Annotated in this window: 22 protein-coding genes; 9 read left to right on the top strand and 13 right to left on the bottom strand. The window is 74.3% G+C overall.

Annotated elements, in window-relative coordinates; translation table 11 throughout:
- The first annotated feature begins 231 nt into the window (after positions 1-231).
- A complete protein-coding gene (locus JOF41_RS09330) occupies positions 232-687 on the top strand; it encodes a universal stress protein (RefSeq protein WP_189226380.1) in 456 nt (151 codons plus the stop codon).
- A 76-nt stretch (positions 688-763) separates the two neighbouring features.
- Here the strand turns inward: JOF41_RS09330 and JOF41_RS37700 are convergent, their stop codons facing one another.
- From JOF41_RS37700 to JOF41_RS09310, 5 genes are all read right to left on the bottom strand, one after another.
- Positions 764-898 carry a hypothetical protein gene (locus tag JOF41_RS37700; RefSeq protein ID WP_276515683.1) on the bottom strand — a complete coding sequence of 45 codons (135 nt, stop codon included), beginning with the start codon at positions 896-898 and terminating at the stop codon, positions 764-766.
- 140 nt (positions 899-1038) lie between these two features.
- Positions 1039-1941, bottom strand: coding sequence for a universal stress protein (locus JOF41_RS09325; protein WP_189226381.1), 903 nt, complete (start codon positions 1939-1941; stop codon positions 1039-1041).
- Positions 1938-4466, bottom strand: a complete 2529-nt coding sequence (locus JOF41_RS09320) for a cation-translocating P-type ATPase (RefSeq protein WP_209617833.1) — start codon at positions 4464-4466, stop codon at positions 1938-1940. Before JOF41_RS09320 ends, JOF41_RS09325 begins: the two co-directional genes overlap by 4 nt.
- 4 nt (positions 4467-4470) lie before the next feature.
- Positions 4471-5826, bottom strand: coding sequence for a DUF4389 domain-containing protein (locus JOF41_RS09315; protein ID WP_209617830.1), 1356 nt, complete (start codon positions 5824-5826; stop codon positions 4471-4473).
- The gene (locus tag JOF41_RS09310) at positions 5823-6191 is read right to left on the bottom strand and encodes a hypothetical protein (RefSeq protein ID WP_209617827.1); all 369 of its coding nucleotides are present in this window, start codon (positions 6189-6191) and stop codon (positions 5823-5825) included. Before JOF41_RS09310 ends, JOF41_RS09315 begins: the two co-directional genes overlap by 4 nt.
- Before the next feature lie 172 nt (positions 6192-6363).
- On the opposite strand from JOF41_RS09310, the gene JOF41_RS09305 reads away from it, so the two are divergent.
- The 3 genes from JOF41_RS09305 (at position 6364) to JOF41_RS09295 (ending at position 8780) form a co-directional block, all read left to right on the top strand.
- Entirely contained in the window at positions 6364-7356 is a 993-nt protein-coding gene (locus tag JOF41_RS09305) for an Acg family FMN-binding oxidoreductase (protein WP_209617824.1), read from the top strand.
- Between the two features lie 53 nt (positions 7357-7409).
- A complete protein-coding gene (locus JOF41_RS09300; RefSeq protein ID WP_209617821.1) occupies positions 7410-8012 on the top strand; it encodes a TetR/AcrR family transcriptional regulator in 603 nt (200 codons plus the stop codon).
- A 78-nt stretch (positions 8013-8090) separates the two neighbouring features.
- On the top strand, positions 8091-8780 hold the full coding sequence (locus JOF41_RS09295; protein WP_189226388.1) for a type 1 glutamine amidotransferase domain-containing protein: 690 nt from the start codon (positions 8091-8093) through the stop codon (positions 8778-8780).
- 57 nt (positions 8781-8837) lie between these two features.
- Here JOF41_RS09295 and JOF41_RS09290 read toward each other — a convergent pair whose 3' ends face one another.
- The 6 genes from JOF41_RS09290 to JOF41_RS09265 all read right to left on the bottom strand — a co-directional run bounded on the left by JOF41_RS09290 (position 8838) and on the right by JOF41_RS09265 (position 14269).
- Entirely contained in the window at positions 8838-11429 is a 2592-nt protein-coding gene (locus tag JOF41_RS09290) for a bifunctional acetate--CoA ligase family protein/GNAT family N-acetyltransferase (RefSeq protein ID WP_209617819.1), read from the bottom strand.
- Complete coding sequence (locus JOF41_RS09285) at positions 11426-11905, bottom strand: universal stress protein (protein ID WP_189226390.1); 480 nt, start codon at positions 11903-11905, stop codon at positions 11426-11428. Before JOF41_RS09285 ends, JOF41_RS09290 begins: the two co-directional genes overlap by 4 nt.
- 53 nt (positions 11906-11958) lie before the next feature.
- Positions 11959-12189: a DUF1918 domain-containing protein gene (locus tag JOF41_RS09280; RefSeq protein WP_189226391.1), complete on the bottom strand. Its 231-nt coding sequence runs from the start codon at positions 12187-12189 to the stop codon at positions 11959-11961.
- On the bottom strand, positions 12186-13082 hold the full coding sequence (locus JOF41_RS09275; protein ID WP_209617816.1) for a universal stress protein: 897 nt from the start codon (positions 13080-13082) through the stop codon (positions 12186-12188). The genes JOF41_RS09280 and JOF41_RS09275 overlap by 4 nt, the downstream gene beginning before the upstream one ends.
- Positions 13079-13489 (bottom strand): CBS domain-containing protein, encoded by a 411-nt coding sequence (locus JOF41_RS09270; protein ID WP_189227622.1) that lies wholly within the window; start codon positions 13487-13489, stop codon positions 13079-13081. The genes JOF41_RS09275 and JOF41_RS09270 overlap by 4 nt, the downstream gene beginning before the upstream one ends.
- Positions 13490-13609: 120 nt before the next feature.
- Positions 13610-14269: a TetR/AcrR family transcriptional regulator gene (locus JOF41_RS09265; RefSeq protein WP_209617813.1), complete on the bottom strand. Its 660-nt coding sequence runs from the start codon at positions 14267-14269 to the stop codon at positions 13610-13612.
- A 75-nt stretch (positions 14270-14344) separates the two neighbouring features.
- Here JOF41_RS09265 and JOF41_RS09260 point away from each other — a divergent pair, with 75 nt between their 5' ends.
- The 5 genes from JOF41_RS09260 (at position 14345) to JOF41_RS09240 (ending at position 19711) form a co-directional block, all read left to right on the top strand.
- Entirely contained in the window at positions 14345-15271 is a 927-nt protein-coding gene (locus JOF41_RS09260) for a zinc-binding dehydrogenase (protein ID WP_189227624.1), read from the top strand.
- A 201-nt stretch (positions 15272-15472) separates the two neighbouring features.
- On the top strand, positions 15473-16156 hold the full coding sequence (locus JOF41_RS09255) for a hypothetical protein (protein WP_209617811.1): 684 nt from the start codon (positions 15473-15475) through the stop codon (positions 16154-16156).
- Between the two features lie 206 nt (positions 16157-16362).
- Positions 16363-17622: an NADH:flavin oxidoreductase/NADH oxidase family protein gene (locus JOF41_RS09250; protein ID WP_209617808.1), complete on the top strand. Its 1260-nt coding sequence runs from the start codon at positions 16363-16365 to the stop codon at positions 17620-17622.
- Complete coding sequence (locus tag JOF41_RS09245) at positions 17623-18465, top strand: SDR family NAD(P)-dependent oxidoreductase (RefSeq protein WP_209617805.1); 843 nt, start codon at positions 17623-17625, stop codon at positions 18463-18465.
- Positions 18466-18505: 40 nt separating this feature from the next.
- Complete coding sequence (locus JOF41_RS09240) at positions 18506-19711, top strand: hypothetical protein (protein WP_209617802.1); 1206 nt, start codon at positions 18506-18508, stop codon at positions 19709-19711.
- 161 nt (positions 19712-19872) lie between these two features.
- Here the strand turns inward: JOF41_RS09240 and JOF41_RS09235 are convergent, their stop codons facing one another.
- Positions 19873-20559 carry a polysaccharide deacetylase family protein gene (locus JOF41_RS09235; RefSeq protein ID WP_189227628.1) on the bottom strand — a complete coding sequence of 229 codons (687 nt, stop codon included), beginning with the start codon at positions 20557-20559 and terminating at the stop codon, positions 19873-19875.
- Positions 20560-20627: 68 nt separating this feature from the next.
- Complete coding sequence (gene xynA / locus JOF41_RS09230; protein ID WP_276530119.1) at positions 20628-21287, bottom strand: endo-1,4-beta-xylanase XynA; 660 nt, start codon at positions 21285-21287, stop codon at positions 20628-20630.
- Positions 21288-21651: the final 364 nt, after the last annotated feature.

The following is a 21651-nucleotide window of genomic DNA, read 5'->3' as shown; positions in this document are numbered from 1 at the left end:
GCCCACTCCGACAGGACGAGCGGGCGACGACCCGCGCCCCGCGGCGATCCCTGGCGCGGTGATGACGCTGCTGATGCGGGCCGCCGGATGGCCACTGGCCCGCTTCACCTCCACCGGCCAACCCGGCGCCCATCATCCGCGACCACACCTGGCTGCGGCGCCCCAACGAGCGGGTGGACGAGCGCGGGCTCACCCACCCGGCGACGTGTCGGATTGGAGGAGGTGCAGGTCATGAGCGAGACGAAGGTCGTCGTCGGAGTGGACGCCTCGCCCGCCGGTGCCGACGCCCTGCGGTGGGCGGCGCGGCACGCCACGAACGGCGAGGTGGTGGCCGTGTCGGTGTGCCGGATGCACCCGGCGGGCGGCAGCGGCGAGGACGCCTTCCGCAGCGCGCACCGGCGGGCCCTGCGCGAGGCCGTCGAGGGGCTGCCCCCGACGCCCGGCGTGCGGGTCGCGCAACTGCTGGTGGACGGCGACCCCGGCCCCGCGCTGGTGGCGCTGTCGCACGGCGCCGACAAGCTGGTGCTGGGCGGCCACCGGTACCAGCGCGGGAACGTGGCGGTCGCGGGTGCCGTGGCGACCTACTGCCTGCGGCACGCCAAGTGCCCGGTCGTCATCGTCCCGGCCGGAGGGGACGACGAGAGCCCCGGAGTCCACCCGCGCCCGGTCGCGCAAGAGTTCCGGTAGCCCCGTCGGGTCCGCCCCGCACCACGAGCGTGGTGCGGGGCGGACGCCTGTCGGCAGCGCTGTCCTGGCGGTTGGCTCAGCGCAGCGACGCGGCGTGGTCGGGCACCTTGGTCAGCAGGGCGGCGTCGGTGTGCCGGTAGCCGGTGGAGGCCGCGCGCTTGGGTGTGGTGACCGGCGGTGGTGCCACGTCCCGGCACGGCACGATCGACATCAGGTGGGCCGTGTAACGCCGGAAGCACCACTGGGTGCGCTCCACGCGCACCCGCTGCCGGGGCTTGACCAGTTCCGCCTGCGACCGCGGCGGCCCGGCCTCGTGGACCGAGCGCCGCGGGCGCCTGCCGGACGCCGTGGTCAGCTCCGCCCTGGCGCGTCGGCTCGCGGCGCGCCGGTCGCGACCGCTCCCCCGCCCTCGCGCACCACCAGCACCGGGCACGGCGCGTGGTGCAGCAGCGCGTGGCTGGTGGAGCCGAACAGCAAGCCCGTCAGGGCCCCTCGGCCGTGGCAGCCGACCACCAGCAGCGAGGCGTCACGGGCGCGGTCCAGCAGTGCGCGGGCGGGGTTGCCGTGGGCGATGACCAGCTCCAGCCGGACATCGGGGTACTTGTCGCGCCACGGGGCGAGGATGCCCGCCAGCTTGCCGCCGTGCGCCGCGTCGTGGTCGGCCACGTCGACGCCCAGCGCGTCGGCCATGGCGTCGGCGAACGCCTCGGGCGGTGCGTGCCAGGCGTGCACGGCGACCAGACCGGCACCGCGGGCGGCGGCCTGCTCGAAGGCGTGCGCCAGCAGGAGGGGGTGGTCGTCGTGCACGCCGACCACGACCGGTCCGGTGCGCTGCTCGCCGCGCGCCACCACGACCGGGCAACCCCCTCGGCTGGTCAGCGCGATGGCCGTGGACCCCAGCAGCAGGGCGGTGAACCCGCCCAGCCCCCTGGAGCCGACGACCACCGCGCTCGCGCCCTCGGACTCGGCCAGCAGCAGCGACGCCGGTTCGGCGACCTCGACGCGCGGCTCGACCGGCACATCCGGGTCGATCGACCGCGCCACGTCCGCCGCCTCGCGCAGCCACCGCGCCGCCTGCTCGCGCAGTGCCGCGCGAATCCGGCCGTCCGGGTCCTGGAGGTCGTGGGGCAGCACCAGCTCGGCGTGCACCAGCCGCAGCGGTGCTCCCCGCCTCCCGGCCTCCCCCACCGCCCACCGCACCGCGTCCAGCGCGGGCGTGGAACCGTCCACGCCGACCACCACGGGTCCGCTCACCTGGATCTCCTCCTCATCGACTTCTGCCCCGCGTCGGCCAGCAGGACGACCGGGATCGCCACCGCCGCCAGCAGCCAGCCCAGCGGGGTCGGCGCGCTGCCGCCCAGCAGGTCGGGCAGTGGCGGCACGTACAGGAACAGGGCCAGCACGGCCAGCTCGAACAGCACCGCGCCGATCAGCAGACGATTGCCCAGCAAGGTCGTCACCGGTCTGGTGGCGCTGCGGCAGGCGAACGCGTTGGCCAGCTGGCCGAGCACGATCGCGGTGAACGCGGTGCCCGAGGCGGTGGCCTGCAGCACCGGGTCGTCGACGCGCCAGCCGCCCGCGAGCAGCACCAGCGTGAACGCCGCCATGGCCGCCAGCGCCTCGGCCGGCCCCAGCACGCCGAAGGCGCGGCGCAGCACCGAGCGGTCGATCAGCGGCCCGGTGCGGGCGGGACCGTCCATGGTGCGCCGGTTGGGCGGCTCGGCGCCCAGCGCCAGCGCGGGCAGCAGGTCGGTGCCGATGTCCAGCGCGAGCACCTGCAGCACGCTCAGCGCGAGCGGGAACGACCCGCCCGACAGCGCCCAGAACACGAACGGGGTCAGCTCGGCGACGTTGTCGGTCAGGTGGTAGGTCAGGAACCGGCGGATGTTGGCGAAGGTCGACCGGCCCAGCTCCACCGCGCCGACGATGGTGCCGAAATGGTCGTCCAGCAGCACCAGGTCGGCGGCCTCGCGGGCCACGTCGGTGCCGGAGGCGCCCATGGCCACGCCGATGTCCGCCGCGCGCAGCGCCGGGCCGTCGTTGACCCCGTCACCGGTCATCGCCACCACGTGGCCCCGGTGCTGCAGCGCGCGGGCGATGCGCAGCTTGTCCTCGGGGGTGACGCGGGCGACCACCACACCGTCGCGGTCGAGCAGCTCACCCAGCGCGTCGTCGTCGGCGGGCAGCTCCGCGCCGGTCACCACCAGCCGGTCCGGTCCGAGCAGGCCGACCTCGGCGGCGACGGCGCGAGCGGTGGCCGGGTGGTCACCGGTCACCATGGCCAACCGGACACCCGCGACCCGGCAGGAGCGGATGGCCTCGGCCACGTCGTCGCGCGGCGGGTCCTGCAACGCCACCAGACCCAGCAGGTGCAACTCGCGCTCGGCGGCCTCCCACGTGTCCGCATCGCCTGGCCGCCACGCCACCGCGAGCACCCTGAGCCCTTGCTCCCCCAGCCGCGCGATCGCCGCCTCGGCCCCCGGTTCCGGTGCGCACAGCGGGAGCACCGAGTCCGGCGCACCCATCACGTGCACACCCGCACCGTCCACTGCGGACGATCGCCTGCGGCGGGGGTCGAAGGGGAAACGCACGCCGTCCGCGAGGGCGGCGTCAACCCCCAGCCGCGCGGCCAGCACGTGCAACGCGACCTCCATCGGGTCACCGACTGCCCGCCACCGGCCGTCGCGCTGCTCGGCGTGGGCGGCGGGCGCGCAGCGCAACGCGCTGACCGCGAGGGTGCGCACAGCCACCAGCGCGTCCGGCGCGCCGAGCACCCGCCCGGCGGGCGCGTACCCCTCACCGGTCACGGACACCTCGCCCGCAGGCGTCCACACGCGCACCGCGGACATCTCGTTGCGGGTCAGCGTGCCGGTCTTGTCGGTGCAGATGAACGTGGTCGCACCCAGCGTCTCCACCGCGTCCAGGCGGCGGACCAGTGCCTTGCGGTGTGCCATGGCCTGCGCGGCACGCGCCAGCGACAGCGTCACGGTCGGCAGTAACCCCTCGGGCACCAGCGCCACGGTGACGCCCACGGCGAACAGGAAGCCCTCGGTGGCCCCGAGGCCGAGCAGCAGCGCGACGCCGTAGAAGGCGACGCCGACGGCCACGGCGATGAGGCCGACGACGGTGACCACGCGGTGCAGCCGCAGCGCCAGCGGGCTCCTCGGCCGGTGCGCCTGACGGGTCAGCGCCGCGATGCCCGCCAGCCGGGTGTCCGCCCCGGTGGCGGTGACCAGCACCGTCGCCTCGCCCTCGGACACGTAGGTGCCCGCGTGCACCGCGTCGTCCGCCACCGGGCGGGCGGGCACGCTCTCGCCGGTGAGCATCGACTCGTCCACGGCCAGCGCCGCGGCGGCGAGCACGCGCGCGTCGGCGCAGACCCGGTCGCCGCCGGTGAGCAGCACCAGGTCGCCGACGACCAGGTCCGCGGCGTCCACCACGACGGGCTTGCCGTCGCGCAACGCGGTGGTGCGAGCGGGCATCAGGTCGCGCAGGCGCTGGGCGGCGCGGTCGGCGCGGTACTCCTGGGCGAACGCGAACACCCCGTTGAGCAGCACGACCAGCACGATGGCGACCGACAACTCCGGCATCCCCGCGACGTAGGCGAGGGCGGCGGCCGCCCACAGCAGCAGCGCGAAGAAGTGCGCGAACTGCTTGGCCAGCAAGGCGGCCGGGTGGGGACCACGGCTGGTGGGCAGGGTGTTCGGCCCGTCCTCGCGGAGGCGACGGGCGGCCTCGGTCGACGTGAGGCCGCCCGCCGCGAGGTCCACCGGGATCATCGCGTCACCCGCCGACGCGGTGATCTGCGTCGGTGTCGTCCCGTGGTCGGGTAGCGGCGAACAGGACCAGCCCGCCGCCGAGGAACAGCAGGAGAGCGCCCGCGCCCAGCAGCGACCAGGACAGCGGCGCGAGCGCGGGCAGGGTCGCCGTGGCGTGCGCGTGCGTGTCGACCACGCGCGAGCCGTCGGCGTTCATCACCACGGCGGTCCAGCTGCCGGGGCGGGCGGTCCAGTCGAGACCGCCGATCCCCGAGGCGACCCAGAACGACTGCGCCTGCGGCGCGGTGGGGGGCGCGGTGCCGCTGGTGTGCCGGTAGACCACCTGGCCGCCCAGCTCCGCGAGTCGATCCCGGTCCACTGTGGACAGATAGCGCTCGACGTCCGCGGTGGGGCCGATGCCCGCGAACGCGTCGGCGTCGACCCGGATGCCCACGCGGCCGAGCCAGTCCTCGCCGACCACCCATCCCGCGTCGGTCCAGTTCATCTCGGCCGTGCCCAGTTCCAGGGCGTAGCCGTCGGTGTGCAGGTGCTGGGCGGGCGTGGTGATGGCGCCGCCCGCGTCGCGCTGGGTCTGGTCGGCCCACATCGCCAGCGCACCCGCCGCGGAGGCGCCGAACCCGGTCAGCAGCAGCAGGACGCCGAGCACCGCGGGCACCGCGCGTCGTGCGGTGCCGCCCGAGCCGGTGGCGGGCGGGTCCAGGGTGGCCGCGCCGGGCTCGTCCCCACCGCTGTCGAGCCGGAACGGCGGGTAGGCGTCGGTCAGCAGACCGACGTAGGCCGCCACGCGCAGCGCCCACCGGTCCATGCCCAGCACGAAGTCGAACACCCCGCGCGGGTAGCGACCGGTGACCAGCAGCGCCACGCCCGCGAACAGGGTGAGCAGGCCGACCAGGCCGCTCGCGGGGCTCAACGCCCACTCCCCGGCACACAGCGCCAGGTAGCCGCCGCCCCCGGCGAACACCGCGACGACCACCAGGTGCGGGATCGCCAGCAGCCACTTCACCAGCACCAGGCCGCGCGAGAGCCGTTCCGGGTAGGCGATGTCCAGCGTCGCCGGGTAGTCCGGCTCCGCGCCGAGGCTGAACGGCGGGTACCGGTCGGTCCCCAGCGCGCCGAACGAGTAGTAGGCGACCCGCCAGGTCCAGCGCAGCACGCCGACGGCGAAGTCGAACAGGGGGCGCGGGTAGCGGCCGGTGACCAGGATCGCCACCGCCGCCACCGGGGCGGCCAGGGCGAACGCGGGCCACAGCAGCGCCAGCACGAGGTAGTGCGGCACGGCCAGGAACCACTTGACCAGCCACAGCCAGCGGCTGAGCCCCGGTTCCAGCTGCCCGCGCACGCGGACGGGATAGGTGGTCATGTCGTTCGCCTCCACTGCGGCTCGACCTCGGTCCACCGGTGCTGCCGGACACGCGCGTGCACGCCGCGCGCCACCACGTAGAGCAGCGCCGCGCCACCGCCGATCGCCAGGCACACGCCTTCGACGACGGCGGCCGCGGTCGCCACGACGCCCTCGGGCGTCAGGGGCGCGGGCACGGGGTGGGCGGCCTTGGCGGGGCGGGCGGTCGACCGCTCGGCGTGCACGGCACGCGCCACGCACGCCTGCGCGCCGACAGCCGCCGCGAACGGCAGGGCGACCAGCTTGACCACCACCGACTCGGCCGCCGTCACGGCTGCGCCCAGCCGCTCGTCGGTCCTCGTCGGCGTGTCCGCCCCGGCGTCCATGTCCCGTCCTCCTCCCGCGCTCCGGCACCTCCAGCCTGGTCCGGCGCGGGGAGCCGGCCCAGAGTCCTTGGTCGCCCCGGTGGTCCCTGTCCTGTCAGGACCTCCGGCCCTGCGAACGGCGCCACCACCGGTGCCACCGTCGAGGTGGACGAAGAACGCGGAGGTGGAGCGGATGGACCGCGGCCAACCCGACCAGGGGACGATCCGGACCGCCGTGGCGCTGGCCTGCCGGGCGCCATCGGTGCACAACACGCAGCCCTGGCGGTGGCGCGTCGGGGACCACAGCGTCCACCTGTACGCCGACCCGGCGCGCACCGTGCCCGCCACCGACCCGACCGGGGCGGACCTGCTGCTCAGCTGTGGCGCGGCGCTGCACCACCTGCGCGTCGCGCTGGCGGGTCTGGGCTGGCGCGCGGTGGTGCACCGGCTGCCCAACCCGGCCGAGCCCGAGCACCTCGCGGCCGTGGAGTTCGTCAAGCACGAGCCGACCGCGGGCGAGGTGGCGATGGCCGCGGCGATCCCTCGGCGGCGCACGGACCGGCGGCGCTGCTCCTCGTGGGGCGCACCGCAGGCGGTGCTGTCGCTGCTGGAGGACCGGGCCGCCGAGGAGGGCGCGCTGCTGCGCGAGATCGTCGGCTCGCGCGCTCGGCTGGAACTGGTCGCCGCCGTGGAGCAGGCCGCCGCCTGGCAGGACGCCGATCCCGCCTACCGGTGGGAGGTGCGCTCCTGGAGCGGCAGGCACGCCGACTCCGACGGGGTGCCCGCGGCCAACGCCTCGGCGGGCGCGCCCCGGCACGGCGACGTCCGGCTGCGGGAGTTCCCCGGCGGCGAGCTGGCCGACCGGTCGGACGAGTGGGAGGACGACGGCGCGGTCCTGCTGGTGCTGGGCACGTCGTCGGACGACCGGCTGTCGACGCTGCGCGCGGGCGAGGCGATGAGCGCGGTGCTGCTGGAGACGACCGCGGCGGGCCTGGCGTCGTGCCCGCTGAGCCAGCCGCTGGAAGTCGCCGCCACCAGGGAGCGGGTGCGCGACGAGGTGCTCGACGGCCTGCTGTCGCCGCAGCTGGTGCTGCGCGTCGGCTGGGCGGAGCTCGGCGCGGACCCGCTGCCGCCCACCCCTCGCCGCCCGCTGGACGAGGTCATCGAGGACCGGGGCACCGCGTGACCGCTCGGACCACCCTCTAGACGACCGGTCTACTCAAGTGCTACGGTTCCCCCATGCCCGCCGCCACGCGCAACACCGACACCCGTCGGACCATCCTCGACACCGCTCGACGGATCATGGCCCACAAGGGCTACTCCGCCGTCGGGATCAACGAGGTGCTCGCGGCGGCCGGCGTGCCGAAGGGGTCCTTCTACCACTACTTCACCTCGAAGGACGCCTTCGGCGAAGCGATGCTGAGGAGCTACTTCGCGGACTACGTCGCGGACATGGACGCCGTCCTGGCCCGGTCCGGCCAGTCGGCGGCCGAACGGTTGATGGCCTACTGGCAGCAGTGGCGGGAGACCCAGAGCGCCGAGGGGTGCCAGGGCAGGTGCCTGGTCGTGAAACTCGGCGCCGAGGTCTCCGACCTGTCGGAGGCCATGCGCCTGACGCTGAAGGAGGGCACGAGCACCATCGTCGACCGCATCGAGCGCACCATCACCGACGGCCTGGCGGACCGCTCCCTCTCCGTCGACGACGATCCCCGCGCCGTCGCGCAGGCTCTGTACGACATGTGGCTCGGCGCGAGCGTCATGTGCAAGATCCACCGCAGCCTGGCACCGCTGGACACCGCCACAGCGGTGACCCGCAAGCTGCTGGGCCTGCAGACGGGCTGATCCCGTGCCCATCCTGGGCACGGGCTCCTTTCCGCCTGTTCTAGTAGACTGGTCTACTTAATCACCGAGGAGTGCGTCATGAAGGTTCTGATCGTCCTGACCTCACACGACGAGCTGGGCGACACCGGCCGCAAGACCGGGTTCTGGCTGGAGGAGCTGGCGGCTCCGTACTACCGCTTCAAGGAGGCGGGCGCGCGGATCGTGCTCGCCTCCCCCAAGGGCGGCCTGGCCCCGGTGGACCCCAAGAGCAACGAACCCGGCTTCCGGACCGACGACACCCGGCGCTTCGAGGCCGACCCGGAGGCGACCAGGGCGCTGGCGAACACCGTGCGCCTGGACTCGGTGTCGGCGGGCGACTTCGACGCGGTCTTCTACCCCGGCGGGCACGGACCGCTGTGGGACCTGGCCGAGGACACCACCTCCGCCCGGCTGATCGAGTCGACCCTGCGCTCGGGCAAGCCGGTGGCCCTGGTCTGCCACGCGCCCGGCGTACTGCGGCACACCGTCGACGAGGACGGAACCCCGCTGGTCTCGGGCAGGGAGGTCACCGGGTTCGCCAACACCGAGGAGGAGGCCGTCCAGCTCACCGACGTCGTCCCCTTCCTGGTCGAGGACGAGCTGGTCAGGCTCGGGGGCGTCTACTCCAAGACCGGGGACTGGCAGCCCTACGTCGTGCGGGACGGTCTGCTGATCACCGGCCAGAACCCGGCCTCCTCCGCGCCCGCCGCCGACGTCCTGATCGAAGTGGTCAACGAGCGCGGCGCGTGAGCGCCGCGGCGTGCTCCTCCCGCCCGGCAGCCCACCGGCGCGTGGTGCCGGTGGTGGTCACGAGCCCCTCCTCGGGTCGCGCAGCCTGCGCAGGAACGGGTCGGTGGGCTCGGCGGGCGCGACGCGCACCCTGGCGTCCACCGCCACCACCCGGTCGCCGGTGAGCACCAGCGGGTTCAGGTCCAGCTCGGCGACCTCGGGCAGCAGCTCGGCGAGCCGGGCCACCCGGCGCAGCACGTCGCGCACGGCGTCCTCGTCGTACTCGCGGAAGACCGCGGGTGCGGCGCGGAAGCCGTGCAGCAGGTCGTCCAGGTCGGCCTCGGACAGCGGCGCGAGCGCGGCGGCGCGGTCGTCGAGCAGGTCGGTGTCGACACCGCCGAGGCCGGTCACCACCAGCGGCCCGAACCTCGGGTCGGCGACGACGCCCACCAGCAGCTCCCGGCCGCGCTCGGCCATCGGCTGGACGAACACACCGGTCAACCGGTCGCCGAACCGCTCGCGCAGCGACGTGAAGCCCTCGGTCACGGCGTGGGCGTCGGCCAGGTCGAGCAGCACACCGCCGCCCTTGCTCTTGTGCAGCAAGTCGTGCGCCACGGCCTTGAGGGCGACCGGAGAGCCGTAGGACCGTTGTGCCGCCACAGCTTCCTCGGCGTCGCGCACGAGCACACCGCCCAGCACCGGCAGGCCGAACGCGGCCAGCAGCCGCACCACCTGATCCGGGTCGAGCCACCCGTCGCGGCCGGTGACGACGTCGCGCGCGGTGGCCAGGTCGACCTCCAGGCGCGCGGGCTCCGGCTCCGGGCGGCGCAGCCACTCGGCGCGCTCGGCCAGCGCGGCCAGCACCGCCGCCGCGCGCGCCGGGTCGGCGTAGACGGCGATCCCGTCCTCCCGCAGCGACACCGAGCCCGGTTGGTCGCAGCTCACCGCCAGCACGGGCTTGGCGGTGCGGTGGACACCACCGGCCGGGTCGCCCAGCGCGGTGGGCACCGTGACGGTGATGACCGCGTCCACACCGGGGTCGGCGACCAGCAGGTCCAGGCAGCGGGCGAACGTCCCGTCGTCCACCACCGCGGTCGTGTCCACCGGGTTGTGCGCGCTGGCCGTGTCCGGCAGCAGGGCGCGCAGCGCCGCCGTGGTGGCCTCGGCCGGTTCGGCGACGGCCAGGCCGTTGCGCGCGCAGGCGTCGGCGGCCAGCACCCCCAGTCCGCCCGCGTTGGACAGCACGGCCACCGACTTGCCCTCGGGCAGCGGCGTGGCGTGCAGCGCGGCCAGCACCTCGACCAACTCGGTGACGCCGTCCACGGCGGTCACCCCGGCCTGGCGGAACAGCGCGTCGCGGGTGACCGCGGGGGTGGCGGTGGAGGCGGTGTGGGAAGCCGCGGCGCGCTGCCCCGCCTCGCTGCTCGCGGCGCGCACCGCCAGCACGGGCTTGCGGCGGGCGACCCGGCGGGCCAGGCGGGAGAACTTGCGCGGGTTGCCGAACGACTCCAGGTACAGCACCACGGCGCGGGTGCGCTCGTCACGCTCCCACCACAGCAGCAGGTCGTTGCCGCTGACGTCGTACTTGTCGCCGGTGGAGACCAGCTCCGACACGCCGAGGCCGAGGCGGGCCAACTGGTCGAGCGCGGCGATGGCGACGCCGCCGGACTGGGTGACCACGCCGACGCCGCCCTCCTCGACGCGCCCTCGGGTGAACGTGGCGTCCAGCCGGTGCCCGACCACGCCGACGCAGTTGGGGCCGACCAGCCGCATGTCGTGGCGGCGGACCACCTCCAGCAGCGCTTCGGGCGCGACGCCGGAGGTGATCACGACCAGCGCCTTCACGCCGCGCCTCCCGCAGTCCTCGGCGACCGCGGGCACCGCCGGGGCGGGCACGGCCAGCACCGCGAGGTCGGGCGCCTCGGGCAGGTCGGCGACGCCGGGGTAGCAGTCGACGCCGAGGATCCGCTCGGCGTGCGGGTTGACCGCGTACAGCGCGCCCGAGAAGCCGCCCGCCACCAGGTTGTCCAGCACCGCGTTGCCCACCGACGAGCGCTTGCGGCTCGCGCCGACCACGACGACCGACCCCGGCCGCAGCAGGTGGCTCAGGCTGGCGCGCTGGGCGGCCAGTTCCCGGTCGGCCACGGCGTCGAGGTAGGTGCCGACGGGGTCGAGGCCGAGGTCGACGTGCACCACGTCGCTGTCCGGTGTGGACGTGCCGACCAGGCCGAGGTCGGTGAACACGCGCAGCATCCGGGAGTTCGCGGTGAGCACGTCGGCGCAGAACCGGCGCACGCCGCGCCGCCTGGCCAGCGAGACCAGGTGCTCCAGCATGAGCGTGCCGACGCCGCGCGACTGGCGGCGGTGCGACACGACCAGGGCGACCTCGGCGGTGTCGGCGGACTCCAGCACGTAGCTGGCCACGCCGATCAGCTCGTCGCCGTCGAGCGCCCCGACGGCCACGTGCCCGAACTCGCCGGGGGAGGTGAGGCGGCCGACGAAGTCCTCCAGCTGCCGCGGTGCGACGCTGAAGAACCTGAGGTAGCGGTCGTCGGCGGGCAGGTCGCGGTGCAGCGCGAGCAGGGCGTCGGCGTCGGACGGCCCCAGCTCGCGCAGCGTCACCACGGACCCGTCGGACAGCAGGGCGCGATCGCCCCCGTGCCCGATCACAGCAGCGGTCCCGGGGTGATGACCGGCTTGGCCTCCGCGGCGGGCGCGGGCTCGACCGGGGCCTTCGGCTGACGGATGACGACCACCGGGCAGTGCGCGTGGTGCACGCAGTAGGAACTCACCGAGCCCAGCAGCGCTCCGCGCACGGGGCCCGCGCCGCGATTGCCGACCACGAGCAGCTCCGCGTCCCGGGAGGCCCGGACGAGCACGTCCCTGGCATCGCCCTCGACCAGCACCGACCGCACCTCGTCCGCGAACCCGGCCACCGCCTCGCGCAGCACGCCGCGGCTCTCCTGCTCCAGCGCCGCGCGGTCCACACCGGTGGCCAGCGCGTCGATGACCATGCCGTAGTCGGCGTGCCAGGTCAGGACCGCCTCGACGGCGCACCCGCGCAACCTGGCCTCCTCGACCGCCCAGCCCAGTGCGGTGCGGCCCGCGGTCGAGCCGTCCACACCCACCACGATCTTCCTGTCCATAGTCCACTCCTCGGATCTCCTGCCACCAGCATCGCGGCGGGCGGGAGGCGAGGTCAGTGGCGGCGGTCCCACCGCGCCGGGACCTTCGTCCCTGGGCGGGGCGCGGGCACGACGTGCGCGTCCGGGCCGGGGAACAGCAGGCCGCGCTTCTCCGTGTCCAGCCAGTGCACCAGGTAGGGCGGGGTGCCGTCGGGGTGGCGCAGCTCCTCGACCAGGCAGCGCCGGGCGGGCGTGCCGGTGGCGCCGCTCTCCACGACGATCCAGTCACCGACCCGCGCCTTCACGGTGCCACCTCCTCGCGCGGCCGGACCACGGCCAGCGGGCACGGGGCGTGGCTGACCAGCGCCTGGCTGGTCGACCCGAGCAGCATCCCCTGGAAACCGCCCGCGCCGCGACTGCCCACCACCAGCAGCCGGGCGCCTCGCGCGGCTGCCAGCAGGGCCCGCACGGGCCGGTCGCGGACGACCACCCGCGTCACCCGCACGTCCGGGTACTTCTCCTGCCATCCCGCGAGGCGCTCGGCGAGCAGGCGGCGCCGCTCCTGCTCCACCCGCGCCCAGTCGACGCCGCCGGTGGGCAGATCGGTCCAGGCGATCAGGGCGGTCAGCGGCGCCGCGCGCGAGGAGGCCTGCTCGAAGGCGAACGCCACGGCCTGCTCGCTGACCGGTGAACCGTCCACGCCGACGACGACCGCGCCGTCCTGAGCGCCGTCCTGAGCGCCGTCCTGAGCGCCGTCCTGAGCGCCGTCCTGAGCGCCGTCGCCCCCTTCGCTCCGCTCCCGGACCACCACGACCGGGCACCGGCCGTGGGCGGACACCGCCACGGCGACGGCGCCGACCAGGAAGCCGGAGAACCCGTCCAGGCCCTGCGCGCCGAGCACGACCACACCGGCCCGTCTGCTCTCGGCGATGAGCACCGCCGCGGGCTGCCCGGTCACGAGCGTCGCACCGACCTCCACGCCCGGCGCGGCGGCGCGGGCCACCCGCGCGGCTTCGGCCAGCCGCTCCCGGCCCAGCTCCTCGAACGCCTGCCGCGCCCCGTGCTCGGCGGCGGGCACCTGGCAGGCGTGCACCAGCTCGACGGACGCGTTGCGCCGGGCGGCTTCGGCGGCCGCCCACCGCACGGCGGCCAGCGCCGATGCCGACCCGTCCACGCCGACCACGATCGGCTCGCTCATCCGAGCTCACCCGCCCCACCCGTCGCCGTGGGGCGGTCCGCGCGCGCCATGACGCGCACGAGGTCACGTCGCGTGACGACGCCGACCAGGCGGGAGCCGTCGAGGACCGGGACGCAGCGAACCCGGTCGTCGACCATCACGCGGGCCAGCAGTTCGACCGGCGCGCCGGGGTCCACCCCGTACACCGGCGTGGACATCGCCTCGCGCACCGGGGTGTCCGCGGCGTCCTGGTCGCCGTAGCGGCTGCGCAGCAGGTCCGACTCGGTGACGATGGCCACGAGCCTGCCGTCGTCGACGACCGGCAGCGCGGTGAAGCCGTGCGCGACCATCAACGCCGCGACCTCGCGGATCGGCACGTCAGGCGGCACGCTGATGACGGGGCTGGTCATGATGTCGCGAGCCTTCATGGGGCACCTCCTCCCCCGCCGACGCTAGGCGGCCCGTCGGCGCGGGACAGCGGTCGTTGGTCCGCTGGGGTGCGGGACCTAGGACCGCTCCTCCGCCATCGCGACCGCTGAGCGGGTCCGCTACGAGTCCCCGACCCGCGCGGCCGCGCGCACGGGGGCGTCGAGCACGACGGGCAGGACGGTCCGAGCCGCGTCGGCGTGCTCCCGCAGGCCGTCGCGGGTGTGCGGGCCGGGTGCGGCGGCCCACGCCTCCTGCGCCCGGTGGAAGGCGGCGATCAGGATGTCGAGGGCCAGCAGCACCGTCAGGTCGTCGGGCAGCGTGAAGCGCTCGCGCAGCAGGGCGAGGGCGGCGCGGGTGGTGCGGTCGCAGAAGTACAGGCCGTAGGCCGCGACCGAGGGGTTGCGCTCGGCCAGCCTCTGGGAGACCAGCACCCGGCGCGGCCAGTCCGGGTCGGTCATGCGCTCCAGCGCGGTCAGCAGCACCCCGTGCAGGAACTCCACCAGCGTCTCCCCCGCCGGGGTCGCCGTGGCCAGCTCCCGCAGGAACAGCTCCCACAGGTCGTGCAGCGGAGCCATGGCCACCTCCTCCTTGCTGGCGAAGGTGCGGAAGAACGTCCGCTTGGAGACCTCGACCTCGTCGCAGAGCTCGTCCAGCGTGGTCTCCGCGAAACCCCGCTCGGCGAACAGGCGCAGTCCGGTGGCTAGCAGCGCTTCCCTGGTGCGCTGCTTCTTGCGCTCGCGCAGCGGCGGTCGGGGTTCGGGGGCTGCCGGTGTGCTCACGAGGTGAGTGTAACCCGAGAGACAAAAGCCTCTGATAGTCTTTTGCCACTCAGTGGCACAACGAAAGGTCCTCCGATGCAGGCACTGCTCGTCGACCGCTCCGCCCCCTCGGGTCTGCGCCTGGGCCAGGCCCCCGACCCCGTTCCCGCCCCGGACCAGGCGCTCGTGCGGATCACCGCGGTCTCGCTGAACCCCGGCGAGGTCAAGGGCTTCATCCCCAACTCGCCCGAGGGCACCGTGCTGGGCTGGGACGCCGCGGGCGTGGTCGAACGCGCCGCCGCCGACGGCTCCGGCCCCGCCGAGGGCACGCCCGTGGTCACCCTCGACATGACCGGCGGGTGGGCCGAGCTGCGCGCGGTGCGCACCGACCGGATCGCCGCCGTCCCCTCCGGCGCGGACCTCGGAGCGATCAGCACCCTGCCGGTGGCGGGCCTGAGCGCCCTGCGCGGCCTGCACCGCCTCGGCCCGATCCTGGGCCGCCGGGTGCTCGTCGTCGGCGCCACGGGCGGAGTCGGCCGCTACGCCGTGCAGCTGGCGCGCCAGGGCGGGGCGCACGTCATCGCGACCACCGGCGACCCGGACCGCCACGGCGAGAGCCTGCGGTCGCTCGGCGCGCACGAGGTGCTCACCGGCCCCGAAGACCTCACCGCTCCCGTCCACGGCGTGCTGGACATGGTCGGCGGACAGCACCTGGTCCAGGCCTACCTCCGCCTCGCCGAGCACGGCACGCTGGTCGCCATCGGCCGCTCGTCCGGCGAGCCGTCCCAGCTCACCGCCGACGCCTTCGAGGGACTCGGGTCGCACGGCCGGGCGATCACCACCTTCTTCCTGCTCAACTGCCCCGACCTCGCACCCGACCTGGCCTGGCTGGCCGAGCGGGTGCACACGGGCGCGCTGACCCCCCAGGTGACCTGGCGGGGCAGCTGGCGGCAGGTCGACGACGCGCTGCGGGCCCTGATGGAGCGCCGACTGCACGGCAAGGCGGTGCTGGAGCTGGACTGAGCGGAACTCCCGCGACTCGATCCGCCGATTCGCCGATTCGCGACAAGCGAAAACCCGATAAATGCGGTCGCGTCCCCTTTTTTGAAAGGCACGCACCCAGGTGGCGGGGAATTGTCGGTGCGTTGTTCTACGGTGCGGTGCGGGTGACTCGTGAAGTGCACCCGCACCACCGGAACGCACGCGATTCCACAGGGGGCGCCGATGGCGGGCTTCTACACGGACAAGCAGGGACGGGTCAGGCCGATCCGGGGAAACAGCGGCAAGGCCGCCGTCATGGCGGGTGCCGTCGTGCTGGGGGTGTTCGCCTCCGGCGGCGGCGCGGTGCCACTCGGCGGCAGCGCCGTGAGCAGCGAGATCAGCGCAGTCCGGGCGGGCGGATCGCAGGCGCAACTGCGGGCCCGCAAGAGCGAGGGGCAGAAGGCCGCCCGCAGGGGCGACCCCGATGGCGCGTGGGGCCGCCTCGGGCTGAGGCAACTGCGGCGCACCCCCCGACAGCAAGCCGAATGCCTCGCCGCCTCCTACGGCCAGGTCAGGGAATTCTTCACACGCCACCGCTGCACCTCGCTGGAACGCGCTCTCTTCGTAGTGGCCGATGACGGCGGAAACACCGCCGCGGTATCCGTGGCCTGGGTCGGTCTGGCGGGCAGCGGCGAGGCCCGGCGGTTCCGAACGCTGATCGACGAGCACGGCACCGGCGACATCACGCCACTGGGCGCACCACTGCTGGACCTGGCGGAGATCTCCTACACCGGCCTGCGCTACGGCAGCGACCGCGACGGCAGGAACGTCACCGTCGCCGAGGCCGAGAACGCCACCGGGTCGGGCTTCGACCACGACACCCTCGACGCCATCGCCGAAGTCGCGGCCCACCTCCCGCGCATCTGACCCCACCCCGCGAACCGAGCGCTCGGACACCGCGAACCGAGCGCTCGCGCACCTCGGGTAGTAGTTACCGGCCCCGGCGAGCGGCTCGGGTGGTACTTGCAGGCGAGGTCGGGGGTTGGGCTCGGGCGGGGCGGCGGCATGTTGACAACGTACACACGGCAGGCCAATGTGTACGTCGTCCACATTTTCGCCCCGAGGAGCCGCACGTGCCCGGATTGGACGCACCGCTGGTGCTGCCCAGCGGTCAGACCCTGCCCAACCGGATCGCCAAAGCGGCGACCGAGGAGTTCCTGGCCGTCGAGGGCCAACTGCCCGGCGCGGAACTCGTCGAGCTCTACCGCCGCTGGGCGGCGGGCGGCGCGGGGCTGCTGATCACCGGTCACGTCATGGTCGACGGCCGGGCCCTCGCCAACCCCGCCGACGTCGTGCTGCAGCAGGGCACCGCACTCGCCCCCTTCCGCCGGTGGGCGCAGGCCGCCCGGTCGGGTGGAGGTCGCGCGTGGCTGCAGATCAACCACCCCGGCCGGGTCGTCGGCGCGGACATGCGCGGTCTGGCCTGGTCCGCCTCGGACGTCCGGGTGGAGATCGGCCGCTACTCCAGGCTGTACCCCCGTCCCACGCCCATGACGCCCGCGCAGATCGAGGAGGTCGTCGACCGGTTCGCCACCACGGCGCGACTGGCCGAGCAGGCGGGGTTCGACGGCGTCCAGGTGCACGCCGCCCACGGCTACCTGCTGGCCCAGTTCCTCTCGCCGCTGACCAACCGGCGCGCCGACGCCTGGGGCGGCGAACTCGCCCACCGGGCGAAGCTCCTGCTCGACGTGGTCGCCGCGGTGCGCGGTCGCGTCGGCAGCGGCTTCGCGGTGGGAGTCAAGCTCAACACGGCGGACTTCCAGCGCGGCGGGTTCGACGAGGGCGACGCCGCGCGGGTGGTGGACCTGCTGGCCGAGTCCGGTGTGGACCTGGTGGAGCTGTCCGGCGGCTCGGTGGAGAGCCTGGCCACGCACGGCCACACCGCCGACGGCCGGACGCTGGCCCGCGAGGCGTACTTCCTCGACCTGGCCGCGAGGATCGCGCCGGGCGCGCCCGTGCCGATCATGCTGACCGGGGGCGTCCGCCGCAGGCCGGTGGCCGAGGACGTGCTCGCGGGCGGCGTCTCGGTGGTCGGCATGGCCACGGCGCTGGCCCTGCGCCCCGACTTGCCGGGACGGTGGCTGCGCGGCGAGCACGCCGAGGCCCCGGCGCCGCGGGTGCGCTGGCGGCACAAGGTGCTCGCGTCGGCCGCCACCCAGGCCGAGGTGCGCCGCCGACTGGCCCGGCTCGGGCGCGGCGCCGAACCGGGCGACCGGTTCCGCTTCCGCACGTCACTGGTGCGGGAACTGCTCGACCGCCGCACCGCGCTGCGCCGCTACCACCGCTGGCTCGACACCGCGCACACCACCTCCCCCGCGCACACCTCCTCCTAGATGGGAACCACCGTGCACGACTACCGCTCCACCACCGCGCTGGTCACCGGCGCCTCCAAGGGCATCGGCCTGGCCACGGCGACCGCGCTGGCCCGCAGGGGCGCCGATCTCGTCCTCGTCGCGCGGTCCCGGACCACGCTGGACGGGATCGCCGAGCGGCTGCGCGCCGACCACGGCGTGTCCGTCCGGGTCATCCCCGCCGACCTCGCCGACCCCGACGGCGTCCAGAAGGTCCTGGAAGGACTGCGCGCGGGCGGGATCACCGTGGACCTGCTGGTGAACAACGCGGGCACCGGCTCCGTCGGCCCGCACCTCGAACGCCCCCTGCGGCCGCAGCTGGACTCGGTCTCGCTCAACATCTCGACGCTGCTGACGCTCACCCACCACATCGGCGCGGGGATGCGGGCCCGCGGCAGCGGCGGCATCATCAACATCGCCTCGACCGCCGCGTTCCAGCCGATGCCCTACCAGGCGAGCTACGCCGCGACGAAGGCGTTCGCGCTGTCGTTCAGCGAAGCGCTGGCCGAGGAGCTGCGCGGCAGCGGGGTGCGGGTCATGGTGGCCCACCCCGGCGCGACCGCCACGAACTTCTTCGACGGCACCTCCGCCGAGATCGCGGCCGGGCTCGCGGACAGCGCCGAGGACGTCGCCGAGGACGTGCTGGACGACTACGCCCGCGGTCGCACGGCCTCCTACCCCGGACGCGCGGTCAACCGGGTGGGCACCTTCGTGGCCAGGGCGCTGCCTCGGCGCACCGTCACGCGGCTCACCGGCGCGCTCAACCGCAAGCTGGGGTTCCACCTGGCCCAGGACACCGCCGCGTCACATCACCCGCGCTCGTGACGATGAAGTAGGTGCAGCCCCGAGCGGAGAGGTCGGCACCATGAGTCACCCCAGCGCGGACGTGGACGAGCTCAGCGGCGATGTCCCGCCCACGGTCCCCGACGTCGACCGGATCGTCGCGCACGCCGACCCCGTGGTCCGCAACCTCCAGATCACCCACTGCTACCACCGGTTGTCACGGGCGCTGGCCGCCCGCACCGGCGGGTGGGCGAACTGGTGCACCTTCGCGGTGTGGGCGTCCAAGCAGGTGGGGCAGAGCATCCGGCAGGAGGACCTGGCGCGGACGCTGGAGCGGCTGCTGAAGTCCTCGCCGGAGACCGCCGCCCGCGTCGAACTGGTGGCCCGCAGCCTGCGCCGGGCCCTCCCCCGGCGCGGGCTCGACGACCTCGAGCGGGTGGTGCGCCGGGCTGTGGTGGCCACCGCGCGCCTGGACGCCGTCAGCGAGGCGACGGCACGGGGGAACCTGAAGGTGTTCGAGGAGATCGCCCGCGAGTTCGCCCGCTTCCTCGCCGAGTTCGCCGACGACGCGGTGGCCGACGAGCAGCGGATCGCCCGGTTCCGCGACGGGCTGCGCCCCGGCCAGCCGCCCGAGGGGCAGGACCGCCTCCGGCGGGCCTTCACGCGCTACCACGAGGCGATGTCCACCGCCGACCCGAAGCAGCGGGCCGAACTGCTGCTCCTGGCCAACATCGAGGTCGGCCTGCACGAGCAGACGCGGCTGCAGCCGGAGATCACCGCGGCGCTGGAGGCGCCGCTGGTCGATCCCCGCGCGCTCGAACGCCGCCTGTTCCGGCTGCTCCTGCCGGACAACCCGGTGCTCAGGTGGCTGCGCATGGCGCTGGTGATCGTGCTGGGCAGGCGGGGGCCGGTGCGCGTGGCGGGCGAGCAGCTGGCCGACCACGTCCGCGCGGTGGCCCGCCGGGCGGTCACCGCGCACCTGATGACGCTGGCACTGCCCGGCGGCGAGCTGCTGGAGCTGGACGAGGACCTGCCCGCGCGGTTCCCGCCGCTGCTGGACCGGTTGTCCCACCCCGAACTGCTCGCGCTGCTGCGCGTGGTCGACCCGACCCCGGACAGCCTGCTCGACACCGCCGCGCGGGACTGGTCGGACCTGCCCGACCGGATGCACTACATCGCCGACATGTTCCGCTGCCACGCCCAGCGCGCCGACCTGCTCGACCCGCCGTTCACCGGCGAGCAGGTGGAGGCCATCACGAGCGGGCGCCGCCCGGCGGGCAGGCTCTGACCCGGCGGGCGGTTGTCAGGGTCGGGCGTGCCGGCTTTCCTCGCCGCCGACGGGACCAGGCTCCACTGCGACGAGTGGCACGGGGGGAGCTCGCGGACCCCTCCGCCGGATGAGCCGCACCCGCGCCGGAAGTCCGACGCGGGTGCGGGGTCTGCCGGGGATCAGCTCGGGGCCACGGCGCGGCCGGTCTGCGGGGAGATCATGCCCGCGCAAAGGTTGCGGCTGGCCAGGTTCTGCGCGATGCGCGGGATCGCGGCGCGCGTGTTGGCCGACCACTCGTGCATGAGGATGATCTGGCCGTTGTTGAGCCTGTTGACGGCCTGCACGATCGCGTCGGTGCTGGCGTTGTTCCAGTCCTGGGAGTCGACGTCCCAGATGATCTGGGTCAGGCCGTACTTGGCCAGCACGGACTGCACGGTGCCGTTGGTCTCGCCGTACGGCGGCCGGAACAGCTTCGGCGTGCCGCCGCCCGCGTTGGCGATCGCCTGCTGGGCGCGGGAGATCTCCGAGTCGATCTGCGCCTGCCCCAACTGGGTCAGGTGCGGGTGGCTGTAGCTGTGGTTGCCCACCCACATGCCCGCGTCGACCTGCGCCCGGACCTGCGCGGGGTTGGCGGCGGCGTTGTTGCCCTGGTTGAACATGGTGGCCCGCAGGCCGTTCTGGCGCAGCGCGTTGAGCAGCGCGCCGGTGTTGCCGGACGGGCCGTCGTCGAAGGTGAGGCCGACGTAGCCGTTGCAGGCGGCTGCGCGCACCGGCGCGGCGTTGGCCACGGCGCCCGTCGCCACCGTCGCGGCGGCGACCAACCCGAGGACCAGCGATCGTTTCAGCAAGCGTGGTGCGGTTCTCATCAAGGGCTCCCTCCTGGTGGCCGCCCGGTGCCGCCCGCGGGGTCGGGCGGCACCGGGCGGCTGGGTGGTCAGCGGACGGTGATGTTGGAGTTGCCGCTGCTCCGGTAGCCCTCAGTGGCCATGATCATGTAGTAGTTGAAGCTGCCCAGCCGCATGCCCGCGCGGGACCACGCGTCGAAGTGGTTGCCGGTGGTGATGTTGCCGCCGACCCTCTTCTGCTGCCGGACGCTCCAGAACTGCGGGAAGGTCTTGTTGTCACCCTCGATGGAGGGCGCGTTGTACCGCATCGTCTCGTAGATGTCGTAGGTGCCGCCGTCGCTGGTGACGGTGCCCTTGTAGGTGCCGGTGGGCCGGTAGTCGCCCCAGCTGTCGAGGATGTAGTACTCCACCAGCGGGTTGGAGGTCCAGCCGTAGAGGGTCAGGTACCCGTTGCCGGAGGGGTTGAAGCTGCCCGAGTAGCTCACCGTCCTGCGCGAGCCGTTGCTCCAGCCCTTGCCGCCGACGAAGTTGCCGGTGTTGCGCCACGTGGTGCTGTACTGGCCGCCCGCGCCCAGCTCGATGCAGGCGGAACCGCCGCCGTCACTCCACCACGAGTAGTAGTAGCCGTTGTGGGTGCCGACCTGGTTCGAGCACAAGGCGGCGTGGGCGACACCGGGCAGCAGCGCCATGACCAGCGCCGCGCACGCGCCGCCGACGAGCAGCCGGACACCGCCGCGCCTGCGGCTCACCGCAGGGGTGTGGGAGTTGACCATATGCGTTCTTCCTTCTCGTGAAGGCCAGTGGTGCGATCGGGTCGCGGCGGTGACCCGAGAACGTGCGAACGTGCTCCCGGCAGTCCGGTCGGACGATCAGGACGGGAGCAGAGGCCGTCGCACGGGCACCCGGATCACGACGGTCGTCGCGCCGGAGCACCACCTGTCGTGGACCACCGGTCCGAGCACGACCGGTGTCACTGACTTCGCTGTCAGCTTCATGTCTCGCCTTCCGGGAACACCTGCAGAGGCTGAAACTTTTAGCAGTGTTGCCCGAAACAGATAGCGCTGACAAGAGCCTATGAGGGCTATTGAGACGGTTCGCGGACGACAAATGGGT

The organism is Saccharothrix coeruleofusca, from assembly GCF_017876325.1.
GTDB classification, from domain to species: Bacteria; Actinomycetota; Actinomycetes; order Mycobacteriales; family Pseudonocardiaceae; genus Actinosynnema; species Actinosynnema coeruleofuscum.
This window is presented reverse-complemented; position numbering and strand designations above follow the sequence as displayed.